The 18,745-nt window shown below is 72.4% G+C and carries 14 protein-coding genes; 4 read left to right on the plus strand and 10 right to left on the minus strand.

Features of this window, described 5'->3' with window-relative positions; translation table 11 throughout:
- Window positions 1-196: 196 nt before the first annotated feature.
- The gene (locus ACLBXP_RS10150) at window positions 197-2,749 is read left to right on the plus strand and encodes a glycogen/starch/alpha-glucan phosphorylase (RefSeq protein ID WP_447667520.1); all 2,553 of its coding nucleotides are present in this window, start codon (window positions 197-199) and stop codon (window positions 2,747-2,749) included.
- A gap of 149 nt (window positions 2,750-2,898) precedes the next feature.
- On the opposite strand, the gene ACLBXP_RS10155 is transcribed toward ACLBXP_RS10150, so the two are convergent.
- The 4 genes from ACLBXP_RS10155 to ACLBXP_RS10170 all read right to left on the minus strand — a co-directional run bounded on the left by ACLBXP_RS10155 (window position 2,899) and on the right by ACLBXP_RS10170 (window position 7,847).
- Entirely contained in the window at window positions 2,899-3,819 is a 921-nt protein-coding gene (locus ACLBXP_RS10155) for a ferredoxin--NAD(+) reductase (RefSeq protein WP_447667521.1), read from the minus strand.
- A gap of 49 nt (window positions 3,820-3,868) precedes the next feature.
- Window positions 3,869-4,171, minus strand: coding sequence for a hypothetical protein (locus ACLBXP_RS10160; RefSeq protein WP_447667522.1), 303 nt, complete (start codon window positions 4,169-4,171; stop codon window positions 3,869-3,871).
- A gap of 197 nt (window positions 4,172-4,368) precedes the next feature.
- Window positions 4,369-4,809 (minus strand): DUF805 domain-containing protein, encoded by a 441-nt coding sequence (locus ACLBXP_RS10165; RefSeq protein ID WP_447667523.1) that lies wholly within the window; start codon window positions 4,807-4,809, stop codon window positions 4,369-4,371.
- Window positions 4,810-4,973: 164 nt separating this feature from the next.
- Window positions 4,974-7,847: an EAL domain-containing protein gene (locus ACLBXP_RS10170; RefSeq protein WP_447667524.1), complete on the minus strand. Its 2,874-nt coding sequence runs from the start codon at window positions 7,845-7,847 to the stop codon at window positions 4,974-4,976.
- Window positions 7,848-8,374: 527 nt separating this feature from the next.
- Between ACLBXP_RS10170 and ACLBXP_RS10175 the strand changes: the two genes are divergently transcribed.
- The 3 genes from ACLBXP_RS10175 (at window position 8,375) to ACLBXP_RS10185 (ending at window position 12,511) form a co-directional block, all read left to right on the plus strand.
- Window positions 8,375-9,496 (plus strand): Rieske 2Fe-2S domain-containing protein, encoded by a 1,122-nt coding sequence (locus tag ACLBXP_RS10175; protein ID WP_447667525.1) that lies wholly within the window; start codon window positions 8,375-8,377, stop codon window positions 9,494-9,496.
- A gap of 48 nt (window positions 9,497-9,544) precedes the next feature.
- Window positions 9,545-10,606 carry an MBL fold metallo-hydrolase gene (locus tag ACLBXP_RS10180; protein WP_447667526.1) on the plus strand — a complete coding sequence of 354 codons (1,062 nt, stop codon included), beginning with the start codon at window positions 9,545-9,547 and terminating at the stop codon, window positions 10,604-10,606.
- A 192-nt stretch (window positions 10,607-10,798) separates the two neighbouring features.
- Entirely contained in the window at window positions 10,799-12,511 is a 1,713-nt protein-coding gene (locus ACLBXP_RS10185; RefSeq protein ID WP_447667527.1) for a methyl-accepting chemotaxis protein, read from the plus strand.
- Window positions 12,512-13,033: 522 nt separating this feature from the next.
- On the opposite strand, the gene hslU is transcribed toward ACLBXP_RS10185, so the two are convergent.
- The 6 genes from hslU to hemF all read right to left on the minus strand — a co-directional run bounded on the left by hslU (window position 13,034) and on the right by hemF (window position 18,688).
- Window positions 13,034-14,347: an ATP-dependent protease ATPase subunit HslU gene (gene hslU, locus ACLBXP_RS10190; protein ID WP_447667528.1), complete on the minus strand. Its 1,314-nt coding sequence runs from the start codon at window positions 14,345-14,347 to the stop codon at window positions 13,034-13,036.
- Window positions 14,344-15,471, minus strand: coding sequence for a hypothetical protein (locus ACLBXP_RS10195; protein ID WP_447667529.1), 1,128 nt, complete (start codon window positions 15,469-15,471; stop codon window positions 14,344-14,346). The genes hslU and ACLBXP_RS10195 overlap by 4 nt, the downstream gene beginning before the upstream one ends.
- A gap of 58 nt (window positions 15,472-15,529) precedes the next feature.
- Complete coding sequence (gene hslV / locus ACLBXP_RS10200) at window positions 15,530-16,057, minus strand: ATP-dependent protease subunit HslV (protein ID WP_447667729.1); 528 nt, start codon at window positions 16,055-16,057, stop codon at window positions 15,530-15,532.
- A gap of 102 nt (window positions 16,058-16,159) precedes the next feature.
- Window positions 16,160-16,555, minus strand: coding sequence for a GFA family protein (locus ACLBXP_RS10205; protein WP_447667530.1), 396 nt, complete (start codon window positions 16,553-16,555; stop codon window positions 16,160-16,162).
- A gap of 76 nt (window positions 16,556-16,631) precedes the next feature.
- Window positions 16,632-17,750 (minus strand): ATP-dependent DNA helicase, encoded by a 1,119-nt coding sequence (locus ACLBXP_RS10210; protein WP_447667531.1) that lies wholly within the window; start codon window positions 17,748-17,750, stop codon window positions 16,632-16,634.
- The gene (gene hemF / locus ACLBXP_RS10215) at window positions 17,747-18,688 is read right to left on the minus strand and encodes an oxygen-dependent coproporphyrinogen oxidase (protein WP_447667532.1); all 942 of its coding nucleotides are present in this window, start codon (window positions 18,686-18,688) and stop codon (window positions 17,747-17,749) included. Before hemF ends, ACLBXP_RS10210 begins: the two co-directional genes overlap by 4 nt.
- Between the last annotated feature and the right edge of the window lie 57 nt (window positions 18,689-18,745).

Raw genomic sequence — 18,745 nt, forward strand, 5'->3', positions numbered from 1 at the left:
TCTCCGGAAGGTTGTGTCTGCAATGACACAGAGACGCACGACAATGGCCGAAGGCGACCTTCGGTCGGCCCGCGTCTCGACAAGGCCATAGAGGCGACCCACGATCGTGCCCTCTCAGACCGAGGGGGCCAATCACCGCCGACAGACGCGCGTGAAACCTCGCGAGAGGGTCGCGCAGCGCCAGCGATGATGGGGGATGAACGTGTTGAACGAACTGATGACCGCTCCCGAGAAGGGAGACGAGCGAGTTCCCAGCGCTTCCGCGGCGACAGGCCCCGGACGCCTGGCCCAGGTCTGGCGCACGCCCGAACGCCCGTCGGGCGGTGACGCGGTCGCGGATCTGCGCGAGGCCATCCGCGCCAAGCTCGCCTACGCCATCGGGAAGACGCCCGCGACGGCCCGCGAGCGCGACTGGTACGCCGCGACGGCGCTCGCGCTGCGCGACCGCATCGTCGACGCCTGCATGGAATCCGAGCGGGCGGTGCCCAACAAGCGCGTCTACTACCTGTCCCTGGAGTTCCTGATCGGGCGCCTCCTGTCGGACGCCATGAACAACCTCGGCCTCGTGGAGACGACCCGCGCGGCCCTGGCCGAGCTCGGAGTCGAGCTCGGGGACGTCGAGGCGGCCGAGCCCGACGCGGCGCTCGGCAACGGCGGCCTGGGGCGGCTCGCCGCCTGCTTCATGGACAGCATGGCGAGCCTCGGCATCCCGGCCATCGGCTACGGCATCCGCTACGACCACGGCCTGTTCCGGCAGTCGCTGGAGGACGGCTGGCAGCGCGAGGCGCCCGAGACCTGGCTCGCGGAGGGCAACCCCTGGGAGTTCGCCCGGCCCGAGGCGACCTACACGATCGGCTTCGGCGGCACCGTCACCCTGTCGGCGGTGTCCGAGGGGGTGATCCGCCGCCACTGGACGCCGGCCGAGACCGTGCGGGCGGTGGCCTACGACGTACCCGCGGTCGGCTGGCGCGGCCGCACCGTCAACGCCCTGCGCCTGTGGAAGGCCGAGGCCGAGGCGCCGGTGGACCTCGCGTCCTTCAACGGCGGCGACCATGTCGGCGCGGTGGCGGGCCGCGCCCGCGCCGAGGCGATCTCGCGGGTGCTCTACCCGAGCGATTCCTCGACGGCCGGGCAGGAGCTGCGCCTGCGCCAGGAATACTTCTTCACCTCGGCCTCGCTGCAGGACCTCGTGCGGCGCCACGTCGCCGAGCGCGGCGACGTGCGCAGCCTGCACGACCATGCCGCGATCCAGCTCAACGACACCCACCCGGCCATCGCCGTGCCCGAGCTGATGCGCATCCTCCTGGAGGACCACGGCCTCACCTGGGACGACGCCTGGCACGTCACCACCAACACGCTGAGCTACACCAACCACACGCTGCTGCCCGAGGCGCTGGAGACCTGGCCGGTGGAACTGATGGAGCGGCTGCTGCCGCGCCACATGCAGATCATCTACCTGATCAACTGGATGCACCTGGAGGAGCAGGGCCGGCACGGGCGCCAGGACGCCCCGAACTTCGCCGCGCACCTCGCGGCCGTGTCGCTCATCGACGAGAGCCACGGCCGCCGCGTCCGGATGGGGCACCTCGCCTTCCACGGGTCCCGCCGCGTCAACGGCGTCTCGGCGCTCCACACCGACCTGATGCGCTCCACCGTGTTCCGCGACCTGCACGCGCTCGACCCGGAGAAGATCGTCAACAAGACGAACGGCATCACCTTCCGGCGCTGGCTGCACAACGCCAACCCGGGCCTGACGAAGCTCGCCGTGGAGGCCGTGGGCGCGGCCGTGCTCGACGATCCGGGCCGCCTCCGGGGGCTCGAGGCGTTCGCGGGCGACCGCGCCTTCGCTGACCGCTACGCGGCGGTCCGGCACGGCCGCAAGGTGGCGCTCGCCGGCATCATCGCGGACCGCACGGGCATCGACGTCGATCCGGCGGCCCTGTTCGACGTGCAGATCAAGCGCATCCACGAGTACAAGCGCCAGCTCCTGAACGTCATCGAGACGGTGGCGCTCTACCAGGCGATCAAGGCCGAGCCACACAAGGACTGGACGCCGCGGGTCAAGATCTTCGGCGGCAAGGCCGCGCCGAGCTACACCCAGGCCAAGCTCATCATCAAGCTCGCCTGCGATGTGGCCCGCGCCGTCAACGACGACCCCGAGGTCGCCGACCGGCTCAAGGTGGTCTACCTGCCGAACTACTCGGTGAGCCTCGCCGAGGCGATCATCCCGGCCGCCGACCTCTCCGAGCAGATCTCCACGGCCGGCATGGAGGCGTCCGGCACCGGCAACATGAAGTTCGCCCTCAACGGCGCGCTCACCATCGGGACGCTGGACGGCGCCAACATCGAGATCCGCGACCACGTGGGCGCGGACAACATCTTCATCTTCGGTCTCGACGCGGCGGCCGTGCAGGCAAGGGCCGCCGAGCCCCACCACGCCCGCGACGCGATTTGGGCCTCGCCGCGCCTCGCCGCCGCCCTGGACATGATCGCCGCGGGCCGGTTCTCGCCGGAGGAGCCGAACCGCTTCCGGCCCCTCACCGACGACCTGCGCCATCGCGACCAGTACCTGCTCACCGCCGACTTCGACGATTACTGGCGGGCGCAGCGCGCGGTCGACGCCGCCTGGAACGACCCCGCCGCCTGGTGGCGCAAGGCGATTCTCAACACCGCCCGGATGGCCTGGTTCTCCTCCGACCGCTCGATGCGGGAATATGCCGAGGAGATCTGGCGGGTGAAGGTGGATTGAACGCCGCCGTAGCCGGGTAGCCTGTCGCGGCCCCTTCCATCCGGGAGGGGCCGCGCGCATGAGCGGCGCGTGGAGCGGGCGTGCCCTCCCTCATCGTGACGAGCGAGCGGGTGGGTCCGATCTCCGCCCCCGGCCTCGCTGAATCCGCGTCAGGCGTCCGGCAGCAGGATCGGGTAGCAGCGCGCGCCGACGGCCGCCGCCAGCACCTGGACGGCGCCCACCGTCGAGGCACACCCCGCCACGTGAACCACGTCGGTGGCGCGCAGCGGCGGCAGGTGCGCGGTGAGGGGACCCGGCCGGACATCCGGCGGCCGCTGCCGCGCGCGGTCGGCCGCGAGAACCACCCGCGCGACGCCGGTGGCGCGCAGCCAGTCGAGGGCCGGCCGCATGTACAGGTCGAGGGGATCCCGGGCGCCGGCGAAGACCGCGACCTCCCGGGCCGGCTCGATGTAGCGCGCGGCCCGGGCGATCGCCCAGACCGGCGCGAAGCCGGTCTCGGACGCCACCAGCACGAGGCGCCCGCCGCCGGGGCGATACTGCGCGCGGCCGAGGGGGCCCTTCACCTTCACGTCGCAGCCCAGGCGGCCGAGGGCGCTCGCCGCCGCGAGCGAGGCCGGCAGGTGGAGGACGAGTTCGTTCAGCTCGGCGGCCCCGTCGACGCGGAGCGTCGGGCTCAGGGTGACGGGCGCCTCGCCCGAGCACAGCAGTTCGACCTGATGGCCGGGCTCGAACGCGAAGGCCTTCGTCACCGTCACGACGACCTCGATCGCCCGGGGGCCGAGGGGCGTGACCTGGGTGACCGTCCCGACCCGTCGCACCAGCGGGGTGGCGCGGGGCTCGGGCAGGGGATGGAACGTCGCGGCCTGGGCGGGGGCAATCCGCACGCCGTCCAGGCGGCGTCCGCGCGGCGGGCTCCGGCGCACCGCGGGGGCCTGGCCGAGCAGCTCGGCACCGGGCACGCCGAGCGCCGGCGCGATCATGCCCTCGGCCACGGCGGCCTCCAGGGGCGTGTCGCCGGTGGAGACCCGCACGGACTTGCCGTTGACGACGAGCGAGCAGCGCGCACTCATGGCAGCTCTCCCGCCTGCTTCGCGGTGAACATGGAGGTCCGCGGCCGCCTCAGCGCGGGGCGTTCAGCAGGCCGTCCACGAGGGCAGCCCAACGATCGCGCACGACGCGGGCTTCCTCGCCGACGGGATCCGGGCCGGCGATGCGGTGGAATTCGGCGCGCAGGCGCGCGGCCTCGCCGCGCTCGGCCATCATGATGGCCTTCATCACCGACATCTCGGTGCGCAGGCGCGCGACGGACTCGGAGGCCGCATCGTCCGCCTCGGGCGCCGGCTCGCGGTCGAGCTCCGCCGGCGCGGCGGCCGTCACGCGCGCGGGATCGAGCCGGATGGGCCGCGCGAGGAGACGACGCACGACGTCCGAACCGCTTCCCTCGCGAACCCGCCTCGCCGCATCGGCCATCACGCACCTCCGAGATCCGGTCCGCGGTGCTGCCGCACCGACCGAACCCTAACCCATGCTTGCAGCATCATGGTTAAGGGAGGTTTAAATTGCTGCGCCATGCGGGGTCCGCCGGGCCACACCGACGGGCGGCCCGGCGCTAGGGGCGCTCAGGGCGTCGTGGCGAGGCCCAGCGCTCCGGGCACGTCGCGCGCTGCGAGCGGATCGGGTCCGTAGGCGTTCGGGCCGGGCGTGCCGGGCAGGAATCCGGTCTCGATGAAGTGCCAGGCGCCGCCGATCACGGGGGCGAGGCTGATGAAGATCCACCAGCCCGACTTGCCCCGGTCGTGCCAGCGCTTGATCGTCACGCACAGCATCGACCAGAGGAAGATCAGGGTCGGGATCAGCGTCGCCGCGATCAGGGGCACCAGCATCGTGGAGATGTCGTAGTTGTTCGTCTCGGCGTTCGTCAGCTCGGGCGGAAAGGCCTGCGCGGCGAAGTAGGCCACCACGCCGACGAACACCGCGTAGAGGGTCGTCCCCGCCAGGGTGATCGTCCAGAACTGGCCGCGTGCGCAGCGGCCCCTCTTCGTGAACAGAAGTCTCAGCATCGTCCCAGCCCCCAGATTGCATGCCGGCTCGCGGGTTCATCCCGGACACGCGGCCGGACGGGGCCTATGACATAGGACAGCAGTCTTCAACGTCCGTGGACACGGTTTGGACGTCCGGCCAAGGAATCGGGACGCTCGGGCATTTCGGGCCGCGGGCCCGGCCCTCAGGCCGCCTCGGGCGCGGCGCCGACCAGCTGGCGCGCCTGCAGCGTCGTCATCGGCTCGCCGAATGCGTAGCCCTGCGCATACTCGCAGCCGAGCTCCGCGAGCGCCTGGGCATCGCCCTCGGATTCCGCGCCCTCGGCCACGATGGCGAGGCCGAGCTCGTTCGCCATCTTCACGATGGAGCGCAGGATCACGGTGTTGCCCGCCGCCATCTGGCGCACGAAGCTCTGGTCGATCTTGATCGTGTCGAAGGGGAAGCGCTGCAGGTAGGCCAGCGCCGAGTAGCCGGTACCGAAATCGGCGAGCGACAGGCCGGCTCCGAGGTCGTGGATGCGGGCGAGCATCTGGGCCGCGTATTCGGGGTTCTCCATCACGAGCCCCTCGGTCAGCTCCAGCTTGAGCGAGCCCGGCAGCACGCCCGAGCGCGCCAGCACGGTCTTCACGTCGTGCAGGAGGTCGTGGCGCAGGAGCTGGCGCGAGGAGACATTCACGCTCGCGAAGATCGGCGGCTCGACGTCGAGGGAGCGCTGCCAGGCCGCGAGCTCCAGGGCGGTGCGCTCCAGGGCGAAGATGCCGAGGTTGACGACGAAGCCGGATTCCTCGGCGACCGGCATGAAGGTCGAGGGCGGGATGCGGCCGAGCTTCGGGTGGTCCCAGCGCAGGAGCGCCTCGAAGCCTGCCACCGTCCGGTCCTCCAGCCGCACGATCGGTTGGAACAGCACCTTGATCTCGTTGCGCTCGAGCGACCGGCGTAGGTCGCCCTCGAGCATCAGCCGGTCCGAGCGCTCGTTGCGCATGTTGGCGCGGAAGACCTCGATCCGGTCGCCGCCGCTGCGCTTGGCCTGGATCATCGCGATCTCGGCGGCCTTGAACACGTCGTCGCGCTTCTGCGCGGCGCCGGTCTCGTGGAGCGCGAGGCCGATGGACACCGTGAGGAAGATCTCGCGGTCCGCGTAGGTGATCGGGGTGGCGATGGCGCGCCGGATCATCTCCGCGAAGGCCAGGATGCGGTCGGGATCCCGCTCGGAGACGAGGATCACGGCGAACTCGTCGCCCGCTACGCGGGCCAGCGTGTCCTGCGGGCGCAGGAGCCGTCCGAGGCGGCGCGACAGGGTGAGCAGGATGGAATCGCCAGCCGAGAGGCCGATCCCGTCGTTGATGGACTTGAATCGGTCGATGTCGAGGACGATCACCGTCGGCTTCAGGCGCGCGTCCTGGCTCGCGAAGGCCAGCGCGGCGTCGAGGCGGTCCCCGAACAGCTCCCGGTTCGGCAGGCCGGTCAGGCTGTCGTGCACGGCGTCGTGCAGCAGGCGCTCCTCGGCGGTCTTGAGCTCGGTGACGTCCGCGATGGTGCCGACGATGCGCAGCACCTCGCCGTCCGAGCCGATCACCGGCCGCGCCTTCAGACGGTACCAGTAATAGGCACCGCTGGAGGCGCGCAGGCGGAAATCGTGGATGATGCGGCCGCGCCGCTCCTCGATGACCGTATCGAGGGCCGCCGAGTAGCGCTCGACGTCGAAGGGGTGGAGCAGGTTGAGCCAGTTGGCCGCCGGGCCCTCCAGGGCGCCGCGCTTGAGGCCGAGCTGCCCCTCGATCTCCTGGCCCGCGAAGACGCGGTCGCCCGGCACGTCCCAGTCGAACACCACGTCGCCCGCGCCGGTGAGGGCGAGCGCCCGGCGCTCGGTGTCGGAGACGAGGGCATGGGTCAGGCCGCCGCCCGCGAAGGCGTGCTGCATCACCGTGAAGCCGATCAGCATGACGATGAGGACGAGGCCGCCGATCAGCGCCGGCTGCACGAGGTCCGATCCGATCTGGCCCGTGATCGCGAAGCCCGCCGCCACCACCCAGATGAGCAGGAGCGTCCAGGTCGGCACGAGCAGGATCGCCCGGTCGTAGCCGTTGTGGGCGGCGAGGTAGACGATGAGCAGGAGTCCCACGCCCGCCACGGCCGCGATGGAGATGCGGGCGACGCCGGCCGCCACCGGCGGATCGAACACCGCGAGCCCCACGAGGCCGGCCAGGAAGGCGAGCCAGAAGAAGGCGACGTGGCTGTAGCGCACGTGCCAGCGCGACAGGTTCAGGTAGGCGAACAGGAAGACGAGGAGGGTCGCCCCGAGCACCGCCTCCGCGGAGGCGCGGTAGACGCGCTCGGCGATCTCGGTGACGGGAAAGACCCGCTGCAGGAAGCCGAAATCGATGCACGCGTAAGCGAGCACCGACCAGGCGAGCGCAGCCGCCGCCGGGAAGATGATCGCCCCCTTCACCACGAAGATGATCGTCAGGAACAGGGCGAGGAGGCCGGCGATGCCGATGATGATGCCCTTGTAGAGGGTCAGCCCGGCTGTCTTCTTGCGGTAGGCGTCCTGGTCCCAGAGGTAGACCTGGGGGATGTTGGGGCCGCGCAGCTCCGCCACGAAGGTGACGGTGGTGCCCGGATCCAGCGTGATGACGAACTGGTCGGCCTCCGGGTTCTCGTCCCGTTCCGGACGGATGCCCTGGCTCGCCGTGATCGCGGCGATGCGCGAGCCTCCGAGGTCGGGCCAGACCACCCCGGAATCGACCAAGCGGAAATGCGGGGCGACGAGGATGCGGTCGATCTGCTCGTCGGTGTCGTTCGTGAGCGCGAAGACCATCCAGTCGGGGCGGGCGCCCGTGTCGCGCGCCTTCACGACGATCCGGCGCACGATCCCGTCCTTGCCGGGCGCCGTCGAGATCTGGATCAGGTCGCCGTCGGAGCGGTAGCGCTCAATCGCCGAGGTCAGGTCGATCACCGGCGCGTCGAGGGTGACGCGCACCGCCTCGACGGCGTGCGCGGAGCCGCCGATGGCGAGGGTGGCGGCCAGGAACGCGAGGAGGAGGGCGAGGATGCGCAACGGGCGAGGGTTCCGGCCGGGCGTCGAGAGTGCGGCTCAGGTTCCGCGGCAGTGGTAAGGCTGCGCCGTCACGCGGGCAAGGTGTGCGGGGCACGATGCACGGACCCGGCGTCACCCTACGTCCGCGCGGCGGCGCCCGTGGCCTTCCGCCGCGACACCGGGAGGCGGGATCGCGCGCCTTTGCGGCCAAAACAAGTTGGGGACGGTTGGGCCCGAGCCCAGAAAAGCCGAAGGGCCGCCCGATGGGCGGCCCTTCCATTGCCGAACCGCGGTGGCTCGGCCGAACCTGTCGAACGACTCAGACGCGCTCGAGAGCAGCGCCGGAGATGACGGTCCAGGTCCGGTTCGCCGACGACCGCGGCATGAAGCAATGAGACACTGGATCACCTCCTTTCGTTTGTTGCTGGGAAGCCCAAGGTAGGGACGCGGGCCGCGGATGGGAAGCGGCGCGGGTGCCGCGGCGCCTGCGCCCTCTCGCCGCTGGCCAGCGTGCGGCGCCCGGCGTAGACAGGCCGGCCACCCGAGACATGACCAGCGCCGTGACCTCCACCGTCCAGCCCGTGCGCCAGCCCGTGCGTGAGCCCGCTTCCGCCGACGAGGCCCTCGACCCGGAGGCCATGCGCCGGCCGTTGCCGGATGCCTGGTACTGCGTCGGCCGGTCCGAGAGCTTCACGGCGGGACCGCGGGGCCTGCGCGCGGCGGAGCTCGACGGGGAGCAGATCGTCGTCGGACGGGACGGGGCCGGCGCCCTGTTCGCCCTGCGCGACCGCTGCCCCCACCGCGGCATGGCCCTCTCGAAAGGCCGCTTCGACGGGGACGGTCTCACCTGCCCGTTCCATGGCTGGCGCTTCGGCACGGACGGGCGCTGCCGGGACGTTCCGACCCTATCGGCCCACGATGCGGCCGACTTCTCGCGCATCGTCGTGCAGCGCTTCCCCGTTCGCGAGAGCGCGGGCTTCGCCTGGGTGAACCCGCATCTCGGGACCTCCGCACCCGACGTGCCCGCGCTGCCGGAGCTGACCTTCAAGCCCGCCGGGCGGGTCGTGGTGGAACTCGTGGTGGAGGCCTCCTTCGACCTGACGACGCTGAGCCTCGTGGACCCCGGCCACGTCGCGTTCGTTCACGATTCCTGGTGGTTCCGGCCGTCCAAGGCGCTGCGGGAGAAGGTGAAGACCTTCACGCCGACCCCGCACGGCTTCACCATGACGAGCCACGCCACCACGACGAGCTCACCGGTCTACCGGCTGCTCGGCGGGGTGCCCGACGTCGAGATCGAGTTCCGCCTGCCCGGCGTGCGCCTGGAGCGGATCGTGGCGGGGGAGAAGCGGGTCGCGAACTACACCTTTGCGACGCCCCTCGGCCAGGGCCGCACGATGCTGACGAACGCGCTCTACTGGAACATGCCGGTCCTGAACCCGCTGAAGCCGCTCGCCCGCCTGCTGATGCGCCAGTTCCTGACGCAGGATCAGCAGGTGCTGCAGCACGCGCAGGCGGGGCTCGACCGCAAGCCCACCATGGTGCTGTTCGGGCAGGGCGACCTGCCCTCGCAATGGTACTTCCGCCTGAAGCGCGAGGCGCTCGAGGCGGCGCGCGCGGGCCGGCCCTTCGCCAACCCACTCGAGCCACGGGAGCTGCGCTGGCGCTCCTGATGCCGCGGGCCGCTTGACGGCGCGCGCAGCCCCGCCATCTCCGGCCGCATGAAACGGCGAAGCCTGCTCACGGTCGCGAGCGCGGCCACGGTGATGACCCTCGGGGGGGTCGGCTACGCCGCCCATCGCCGGCGGGGCAACCCCTACTACGACGGGCCGAAGAGCGACCACTTCGACGGCCTGCGCTTCCACGCGCCGGAGCAGGCCGCCGACAAGGACCTCGTCGACGTGCTGCGCTGGCAGTTCGCCCGCTCGGGCGAGTCCTGGCCTGCCCGCTTCCCGAGCCCGTTCCCGGCCGATCGGCCGCCGGAGCGCAGCGAGGCCCTGCGCGTCGCCTTCATCGGGCATGCGAGCTACCTGTTTCAGGTGGCCGGCCGCAACATCCTGGTCGATCCGGTCTTCGCCAAGCGCGCGAGCCCGGTCCGGTTCGCCGGGCCGAAACGGGTCAACCCGCCCGGCATCGCCTTCGCGGACCTGCCGCCGGTCGACGCGGTGCTGATCACGCACAACCACTACGATCATCTCGACGGCCCCACCATGGCGCGGCTCTGGCAGGCGCACCAACCTCTGGTGGTGGCGCCCCTCGGCAATGACGCCATCCTGCGGAGCTACGACGAGACCATGCACGTCGAGACCCGCGACTGGGGCGAGAGTGTCGATCTCGGCGGCGGCCTCGCCGTGCACCTGACGCCGGCCAACCACTGGTCGGCGCGGGGCCTCGGCGACAAGCGGATGGCCCTGTGGTGTGCGTTTGTCCTGACCTGTCCGGCGGGTGTCCACTACCATGTCGGCGACACCGGCCTCGGAGACGGCGCGATCTTCCGGGCGGTGCGGGCGCGCTTCGGGGAGCCCCGCCTCGCCACCCTGCCGATTGGGGCCTACGAGCCCCGCTGGTTCATGAAGCCCCAGCACATGAACCCCGAGGACGCGGTGGCGGCCGCCGGGATGCTGGGCGCGGCCCAGGTGCTCGGGCACCATTGGGGCACTTTCCAGCTCACCGACGAGGGCGTGGAGCGGCCCGCGGAGGCGCTCGCCGCCGCGCTCGCCGCGGCGGGGCGGCCGGCCGAGACCTTCCTGGCGCTGCGGCCGGGCCAGGTCTGGCAGGCCTGAGCCCGAGGGGCATCGGGCCGTGCATTGCCCGCAACCGACCTTCACCGAAAATTAGGTCTGATCTCGCTACACAACCCTAGTTCGCAATCACGTCCGCGTGAAGACGAGCCGGCCCAGTACCGCGGCGCCTGCCGCGGCAGCCCGGCGCGCGGCATCGGCCCCGTCATGGCGGGGTTCGGGGGGATGGGTGTCATGAAGGGCCTTCCGCAGCGCCTGCGCGGCCTCACGGCCAAGGTCATCCTGCTCGCCGGAGCCGCGATCGTGCTCACGGTCGCGGCGGTCCTCGCGGTCAGCAGCCACCAGATCTGGTCGGAGCTCAAGGCCAAGCAGCGCGACGAGGCGGAGATGCACATCCGCACCCTGGCGCTGGTGTTCGACGCCAAGGTGCCGGGGGCGGCCGTCGCCCTCGACGGTCCGCGCATCGCCCGCGCGGTGGCGCCGGACCTCGGCCGGCTCAGCGACCTCTCGGTGGTCGACGACGTCGCCGCCTACGTGGGCGGCAACGCGACGGTCTTCGCCTACGAGGCCGCGGGCGATCGCTTCGTGCGCCGCATCACCAACGTGAAGAAGGAGAACGGCGAGCGCGCCGTCGGCACGGCCCTGGCGCCGGACCATCCGGCCCAGGCGGCCTTGCGCGCCGGCAAGCCCTTCGCGGGGGCCGTGACCCTGTTCGGGCGGCCCTTCTACACGGTCTACCACCCGACCCTCGATCCGGCGGGCCGGGTCAACGGCATCCTCTACGTCGGCATCCCGCTGGAGCGGTACCACGACGCCTACGCGACGACGGTCGGCACCACCGCCGTCGCGGCCCTCGCCGTGGCCCTCGTCGCCTGCCTGCTGATCCTGCCCGTCGGCCTGCGCCTGTTCCGGCCGCTGGAGGCGATCAGCGCCCGCACCACCCGCCTCGCCGAGGGCGACCTCGACGCGCCGATCCCCTCGCAGGCGCGCCGGGACGAGATCGGCGCGGTGGCCCGCGCCCTCGCGGCCTTGCGGGACGTCGGCCGCCATGCCCGCACCCTGGAGGCGGACCGGGCGGCGAGCGGCGCGGGCGAGCGCACCCGGCGCGAGCGCCTCGACGCCGAGGTCGCCCGCTTCCGGGTCGAGGTGCAGGACTCGCTTCGCCTGCTCGGCAGCCGCACGGACGCGATGCGCGAGCGGGCCGGCGCCATGGCCGCCCTGTCGGGCCGGGCGCAGGAGGCGATCGGCGGTGCTTCGGCCGGCGCCCGCGAGACCTCCGCGAACGTGCAGAGCGTGGCGAGCGCCACGGAGGAGCTCACCGCCTCGGTCGCCGAGATCCAGGCCCGCATCGGCCGGGCGCAGGATGCCGTCGCGGAGACGCTCGGCGAGGCCGAGGCCATGAACGCGCAGGTGGGCGACCTCGCCGCCACCGGGCGCCGCATCGGCGACGTGGTCGGGCTGATCCGCGCCGTGGCCGAGCAGACGAACCTCCTGGCGCTGAACGCCACCATCGAGGCGGCCCGGGCCGGCGAGGCGGGGCGCGGCTTCGCGGTGGTCGCAGCCGAGGTGAAGGCGCTCGCCGAGCAGACGGCGCGAGCCACCGACGAGATCGCGGGCCAGGTCGCCCGCGTGCAGACCGCCACCGGCGTCACCGTCGAGGCGATCGGCCGGATGAGCGACCGCATGGGCGCGATCAGCGCCGCCACCGCCGACATCTCCGGCGCGGTGGCCGCGCAGGGCAGCGCCACCGGCGAGATCGCCCGCAACGTCGGCGAGACGGCCCGCACCAGCGTCGCCATCGCGGGCGACCTCGACACCGTGGCGGCCGCCGCCCGCCAGACCGCCGAGATGGCCGCGACGGTGGAGGGCGCCGCCTCGACCGTGGAGGAGGTGGCCGCGAAGCTCGACGCCGAGATCGGCCGCTTCCTGCAGGCGGTGGCGGCCTGAGGGCGTAGGGGGGCTTGTCGGTTCCGGTCGTTCCTTCGGATCGAAGCGTCCCGGCTTCGCCCGGCCCGATCGGACGCTTGGAGTCTGCTCGACGAGCGAACGCGGTCCGTTGCGCGATCGGCACCGGGCATCCGCCCGGTCACGACACGCCGAGCGCGGCACCTCAGCCTGAAGCGGGCGCCGGGACGGACGAGGCGACCCGCCCCTCATACGGGCTTCGCTTGAGCCAAGCGGGGCGCCTAGCAGCCGAGCCCACACGGCGCATGAGCGATGGCGGCTCGGGATCCCGAAGGGATCAGGCCGATGCCGGATGAAAGGGCGATCTGCATCGCCCCAGCCGCTACCTCCGTCATTCCGGGGCGCCGGAGGCGAGCCCGGAATCCAGAGCCGCCGACGGCGTCTCGTTCTGCCGCCCCAGCGGGTCTGGATCCCGGGCTCCGCTGCGCGGCCCCGGGATGACGGGGGTTAGTGTCTGAGCGGGAGTGACCCCTACCGTCCCGACGGAATCACAAGAGTCTAATATCACAGGATGAACCGGCTCAGGTCCGCGTTCGCCGCCAGGCTCTCGACGCGGTCGCGCACGTAGGCGGCGTCGATCGTCACCGTCTCGCCGCCCCGGTCGGTCGCCGTGAAGGAGATCTCGTCGATCACCCGCTCCAGCACCGTCTGGAGGCGGCGGGCGCCGATGTTCTCGACCGAGCCGTTCACCTCAACGGCAACCCGCGCCAGCGCGTCCACGGCGTCGTCCGTGAAGGCGAGAGTGACGCCCTCGGTCTCCATCAGGGCGACCGTCTGCTTCAGGAGGCTCGCCTCGGTGCTGGTGAGGATCTGCTTGAAGTCCTCGACGGTCAGCGGGCTCAACTCGACGCGGATCGGCAGGCGGCCCTGCAGCTCCGGCAGCAGGTCGGCGGGCTTCGAGACGTGGAAGGCGCCACTCGCGATGAACAGGACGTGGTCGGTCTTCACCGGCCCGTGCTTGGTGGCCACCGTCGTGCCCTCGATGAGCGGCAGCAGGTCGCGCTGCACGCCCTCGCGGGAGACGTCCGCCGAGGAGCGGCCCTCGCGGGCGCAGATCTTGTCGATCTCGTCCAGGAAGACGATGCCGTTGTCCTCGACCTCGCGGATCGCCTCCTGCACCAGGGCGTCGTCGTCCACGAGCTTGTCCGACTCCTCCGCGATGAGGGGGGCGTGGGCGTCGCGCACGCTCATGCGCCGGGGCTTGCCGCGCTGGCCCCCCAGCGCCTTGCCGAGCATGTCGCCGATATTGATCGCCCCCATCGAGGCGCCGGGGACGCCGGGGATCTCGAACATCGGCAGCCCGGCCGGGGAGCCGCCGGCCAGCTCGATCTCGACCTCCTTGTCGTCGAGCTCGCTGTTGCGGAGCTTGCGCCGGAAGCTGTCGCGGGTCGGCTGGCTCGCGGTGGGGCCGACCAGCGCGTCGAGGATGCGCTCCTCGGCCGCCGCCTCCGCCTTCACCTTCACGGCGCGGCGTTTGTCCTCGCGGCGCAGGCCGATGCCGACCTCCACGAGGTCGCGCACGATCTGCTCGACGTCGCGGCCGACGTAGCCGACCTCGGTGAACTTGGTGGCCTCGACCTTGAGGAAGGGCGCGCCGGCGAGGCGGGCGAGGCGCCGGGCGATCTCGGTCTTGCCGCAGCCGGTCGGGCCGATCATCAGGATGTTCTTGGGCGCCACCTCCTCGCGGAGCGGGCCCTTCAGCTGCTGGCGCCGCCAGCGGTTGCGCAGGGCGATCGCCACCGCGCGCTTGGCGTCGTGCTGCCCGACGATGAAGCGATCGAGCTCGGAGACGATCTCGCGGGGTGAGAAGGTGGTCATCGGAATCCTGTGGGCTGCGGCAGGCGGGCCGCGAGGGAATCGGGGAGGGCGCGCAGCACGCGGCCGCGCAGGTCCCGCCAGGTCAGGCTGATGAGCAGCACGAAGAGCCCCAGGCCCAGGAGGCTGTAGGGCCCGGCCTGCGTGCCGAACCCGACCTCGCGGATCAGGGTTCCGAGGGCGATGCCCGCGTAGGTCAGGCCGGAGACCAGGATGGCGCGGCGGTCCGTCGCGAGGGCGACGAGGGCGAGGCAGAGGATCAGGGCGAGGACCGCGAGCGCCGCGGCCGGTGAGACGGCCGCCGCCCGCAGGGTCACGAGGCCGAGGACCGGGTGCACGATGAGCGGCGCCGCGAGGAGGTGCAGCCAGAAGGCGATGTCGGTCCGCCGCGTCGCGCGCGCCGGGTCCGACAGGTCGTAGCGCATGGCGAGGGCGAAGATCGCGAGCCCGAGGAGCGCCATGACGGCGTTCAGCGCGCCCCGCTCCGGTGCGGGCAGCAGGGCGCCGGCCAGCACGTAGGCCGCGGCGGCCGCCGCCCCCGCACCGGCCGCGACCGTGATGGGCACCCGGAAGCGCCGGAAGTGCAGGGCGGCGAGCCCGCAGGCGGCGAGCGTCGCGCCGAGATAGGGCAGGGCGCCGCCGGGCGAGCCGCGGGGCCCCAGGACGTGCGCGCGGAGCCCGGCCTCGCCGCCGAGGAGGGCGACCACGCCCGCGTAGCCGGCACCCACGAAGGCGACGAGCAGGACGATGCTCGGCAGCGCCATGCGCCGGCGGCGCGAGAACAGCTCGGCGAGCCCCCAGGCCAGCGCCGCGACCGCACCCCAGCCGAGGGCGGGCTCGACGCGCCCGACGAGGAGGTAGCCGGTCGTGCCGAGCACGAGCAGGATGCCGATGCTGACGAAGATGTCGGCAAAGCCCGTGACGAAGCGGACCCGCTCCTCGTCGTCGGCGAGATCCGGCACGGACGGATCCTGGCCCGCCATCTCCCGGCGGAGGTCGAGCAGCGCCGCGGCCTGCGCGGGATCGAGGAGCCCGCGCTCCACCGCGAGCCCGAGGAACGCCGCGTCCGCGACGGCCGGAGCCGCCGGGGCGCCGCCTCCGGTTCGGTCGGGCGTCGGGTCTGGCATGCAGGCCATTTAAGCGCCCGCGGCCGCGCTTTCCAGGCGCAGCCGTCCTCGCGACGCCTCAGGCGTCCAGCGCCTCGATCACGAGGTTCCCGTTCGTGTAGACGCAAATCTCGGCGGCGATCCGCATGGCGCGGCGCACGATCGCCTCCGCGTCGAGGTCCTGGTCCTCCAGGGCGCGGGCGGCCGCCAGGGCGAAGTTGCCGCCCGAGCCGATCGCCATCACGCCGCCCTCGGGCTCCAGGACGTCGCCGGCGCCCGAGAGCAGCAGGCCGACATCCCGGTCGGCCACCAGCATCATCGCCTCGAGGCGGCGCAGGTAGCGGTCGGTGCGCCAATCCTTGGTGAGCTCCACGCAGGCGCGGGTGAGCTGCCCGGGATACTGCTCCAGCTTGGCCTCCAGCCGCTCGAACAGCGTGAAGGCATCCGCCGTGGCGCCCGCGAAGCCGCCGATGACGCTGCCCTTGGCGAGGCGGCGCACCTTGCGGGCGTTGCCCTTCACGATGGTCTGGCCGAGGCTGACCTGCCCGTCGCCGCCGATCACCGTCCGGCCGCCCTTGCGGACCATCAGGATGGTGGTGGCGTGCATGGCCGGCGGGCCACCGGCTTCGGGATGGGACACGGGGACGCTCCGGAACGAGGACGACGGCGCTCAGGTAGGCGCTCGCCCCGCCCGCTCCAACCCGCGGGCTCAGCCCGGATAGCGCGGGAAGGCCGGCAACGCCCCGAACCGCTCGAACCAGCCCGGCGCCTCGGCGACCTGGATGCGCACGGCCGGCGGGAGCGCCTCGGAATCGTCGAGGCTCCCCGTCTGCACGTCGACCTGGCCCGGGAACGTCGCCTCGTTCAGGTAGAACAGGCCGGTGCCGCAGGTGGCACAGAACTGGCGCACCACCCCGGGCGAGGATTCGTAGCTCGCCGGGCTCCCCGTGACGCTCACGCGCTCGCGCGGGAACAGGGCCCAGCCCACCACCGGCGCCCCGGAGGAGCGGCGGCAATCGGTGCAGTGGCAGAGCGCGGCGTGGGCCGGCTCCCCGGAGAGCGCGTAGCGGACCGCTCCGCAGCGGCAGCCTCCCGTCAGGCTCATCGGCGTTCCTCCTCGGCCCGGAGCCGATCTCGCGAGGGGCGGTCTCGCACGGTCGTCCCGCCTCGGCAAGGCGCGGTCAGACCACCACCGTCACGGACCGGGCCGCCCGGGTCAGGCCCGTGTAGAGCCAGCGGGCGCGGTGCTCGCGGAAGGCGTAGGATTCGTCGAACAGGGCCACCGCGTCCCACTGCGAGCCCTGCGCCTTGTGGACGGTCAGCGCGTAGCCGTAGGTGAACTCGTCGGTCTCGCGGCGCAGGAAGGCCGGGATCTCCTCCTCCGAGCCCTCGATCACCGCGCGCAGGACCTTGATGTCGGTGGGCCTGCGGCGGAGCGCCGGGTCGTCCTCCGGCACCACGTCGAGGCGGATCGTGTCGGGGCGGGGCGGGGCGCGCAGGGCGTGCACGGTCCAGGTCGAGCCGTTGAGGAGGCCCTTGGTGCGGTCGTTCCTGAGGCAGACGAGCTTCTCGCCCACCGCCGGCATCGGGTCGACGTGGCCGGCGAGCTCCCTGAGGCGCGCGTTGTAGAGGCGCCGCGTGCGGTTGAGGCCGACGAGCACCTGGTCGGCGGTCGTGATCCAGGCCGGGTCGAGGTCGCGGCGGGAGACGACGCGGCTCTCCCCGTAGGTGCCTGCGCTGAGGCGGCCGCCCTCCCGCACCGTCATGGCCATGCGCACGATCGGGTCGTCGGCGGCCTGCCGGTGGACTTCCGTCAGCATCACGTCGGGCTCTGCCTCCGTGAAGAAGCCGCCGCCGCGCACCGGGGGCAGCTGGGCGGGGTCGCCCAGCACCAGCACCGGTTTGTCGAAGGAGAGGAGGTCGTTGCCGAGGTCGGCATCCACCATCGAGCACTCGTCGATGATGATGAGGTCGGCCTTGGCGGCGGGCCCGGAGCGGTTGAGCGTGAAGGCGGGGCCGCCCTCCTCGGTCTCCTTGGTGCGGTAGATCAGGCCGTGGATGGTCGAGGCGTCGTGGCAGCCCTTTTGGCGCATCACCGAGGCCGCCTTGCCCGTGAAGGCGCCGAACACCACGGGGCCGTCCACGTCGTCGGCGATGCGGCGGGCGAGCGTCGTCTTGCCCGTGCCCGCGTAGCCGAACAGCCGGAAGACCTGGGCGCCGCCGCCCTTGCGCCATTCGCCGATCGCCTTCAGCGCGTCGTCCTGCTGCGGGGCGAAGCGGGTCGGCAGCGCCTCCGTCACGGCCAGCGGACGGTGGGGGGCAGGGAGGACAGGATCGAGGCGACGTTGCCGCCGGTCTTCAGCCCGAAGATGGTGCCGCGGTCGTAGAGCAGGTTGAACTCCACGTAGCGCCCCCGGCGCACCTGCTGCTCCAGCCGGTCCGCCTCCGTCCAGGGCGTCTCGACGTTCGCCCGCACGATCTCGGGATAGACCCCCAGGAAGGCGAGGCCGACGTCGCGCGTGTAGGCGAGGTCCGCCTGCGGCGACCCGGTCCAGTGGTAGTCGTAGAAGATGCCGCCGATGCCGCGGGGCTCGTTGCGGTGCTTCAGGTGGAAGTACTCCTCGCACCACGCCTTGTAGCGGGCGTAGTCCGCGGCCGGGGCGTGGGCGTCGCAAGCGGTCTTCAGGGCAGCGTGGAAGGCGCGGGAATCGGGGTCGTCCTGCGTGCGGCGGCGGTCGAGCACCGGCGTGAGGTCGGCGCCGCCCCCGAACCACGCCTTCGTGGTCACCACGAAGCGCGTGTTCATGTGCACGGTCGGCGCGTGCGGGTTCCAGGGGTGGGCGATCAGCGAGATGCCGGTGGCGAAGAAGCGCGGGTCCTCGGCGGCGCCCGGCATCTGCGCCCGGAACTCGGGGGCGAACTCGCCGTGGACGGTCGAGATGTGCACGCCCGCCTTCTCGAACACCCGGCCCTTCAGCATCGCCATGGTGCCGCCGCCGCCCGGCGCGCCGCTGTGGTCGGTGCGCTCCCACGGGGTCTTCTCGAACCGGCCCGGCTCGGTCGGGGCGTCCGGGTGGAACGGGCCCGCGGCGTCCGCCTCCAGCGCCTCGAGCGCGGCCACGATCCGGTCGCGCAGGGTCGCGAACCAGGCCGCCGCCTCGCCCTTCAGGGCGGCGAGGTCGTCCGGCGACGGTAGGGGCGCAGGATTGGAGGCGGGGCTCGGATTCGGGCTCGTCATGCCGTCCGCTTTCCCATTCCGGCCGCGGGCCGTCAAACCCGAAGCCGCGCCGCGATG

This window comes from Methylobacterium sp. A54F (assembly GCF_053346035.1).

Coding starts and splice junctions, on each gene's coding strand:
- ACLBXP_RS10150 (WP_447667520.1), top strand. CDS start 197: ATGAACGTGTTGAACGAACTGATGACCGCTCCCGAGAAGGGAGACGAG.
- ACLBXP_RS10155 (WP_447667521.1), bottom strand. CDS start 3,819: ATGAGTGCGCGCTGCTCGCTCGTCGTCAACGGCAAGTCCGTGCGGGTC.
- ACLBXP_RS10165 (WP_447667523.1), bottom strand. CDS start 4,809: ATGCTGAGACTTCTGTTCACGAAGAGGGGCCGCTGCGCACGCGGCCAG.
- ACLBXP_RS10175 (WP_447667525.1), top strand. CDS start 8,375: ATGACCAGCGCCGTGACCTCCACCGTCCAGCCCGTGCGCCAGCCCGTG.
- ACLBXP_RS10180 (WP_447667526.1), top strand. CDS start 9,545: ATGAAACGGCGAAGCCTGCTCACGGTCGCGAGCGCGGCCACGGTGATG.
- ACLBXP_RS10185 (WP_447667527.1), top strand. CDS start 10,799: ATGAAGGGCCTTCCGCAGCGCCTGCGCGGCCTCACGGCCAAGGTCATC.
- hslU (WP_447667528.1), bottom strand. CDS start 14,347: ATGACCACCTTCTCACCCCGCGAGATCGTCTCCGAGCTCGATCGCTTC.
- ACLBXP_RS10195 (WP_447667529.1), bottom strand. CDS start 15,471: ATGCCAGACCCGACGCCCGACCGAACCGGAGGCGGCGCCCCGGCGGCT.
- hslV (WP_447667729.1), bottom strand. CDS start 16,057: ATGCACGCCACCACCATCCTGATGGTCCGCAAGGGCGGCCGGACGGTG.
- ACLBXP_RS10205 (WP_447667530.1), bottom strand. CDS start 16,555: ATGAGCCTGACGGGAGGCTGCCGCTGCGGAGCGGTCCGCTACGCGCTC.
- hemF (WP_447667532.1), bottom strand. CDS start 18,688: ATGACGAGCCCGAATCCGAGCCCCGCCTCCAATCCTGCGCCCCTACCG.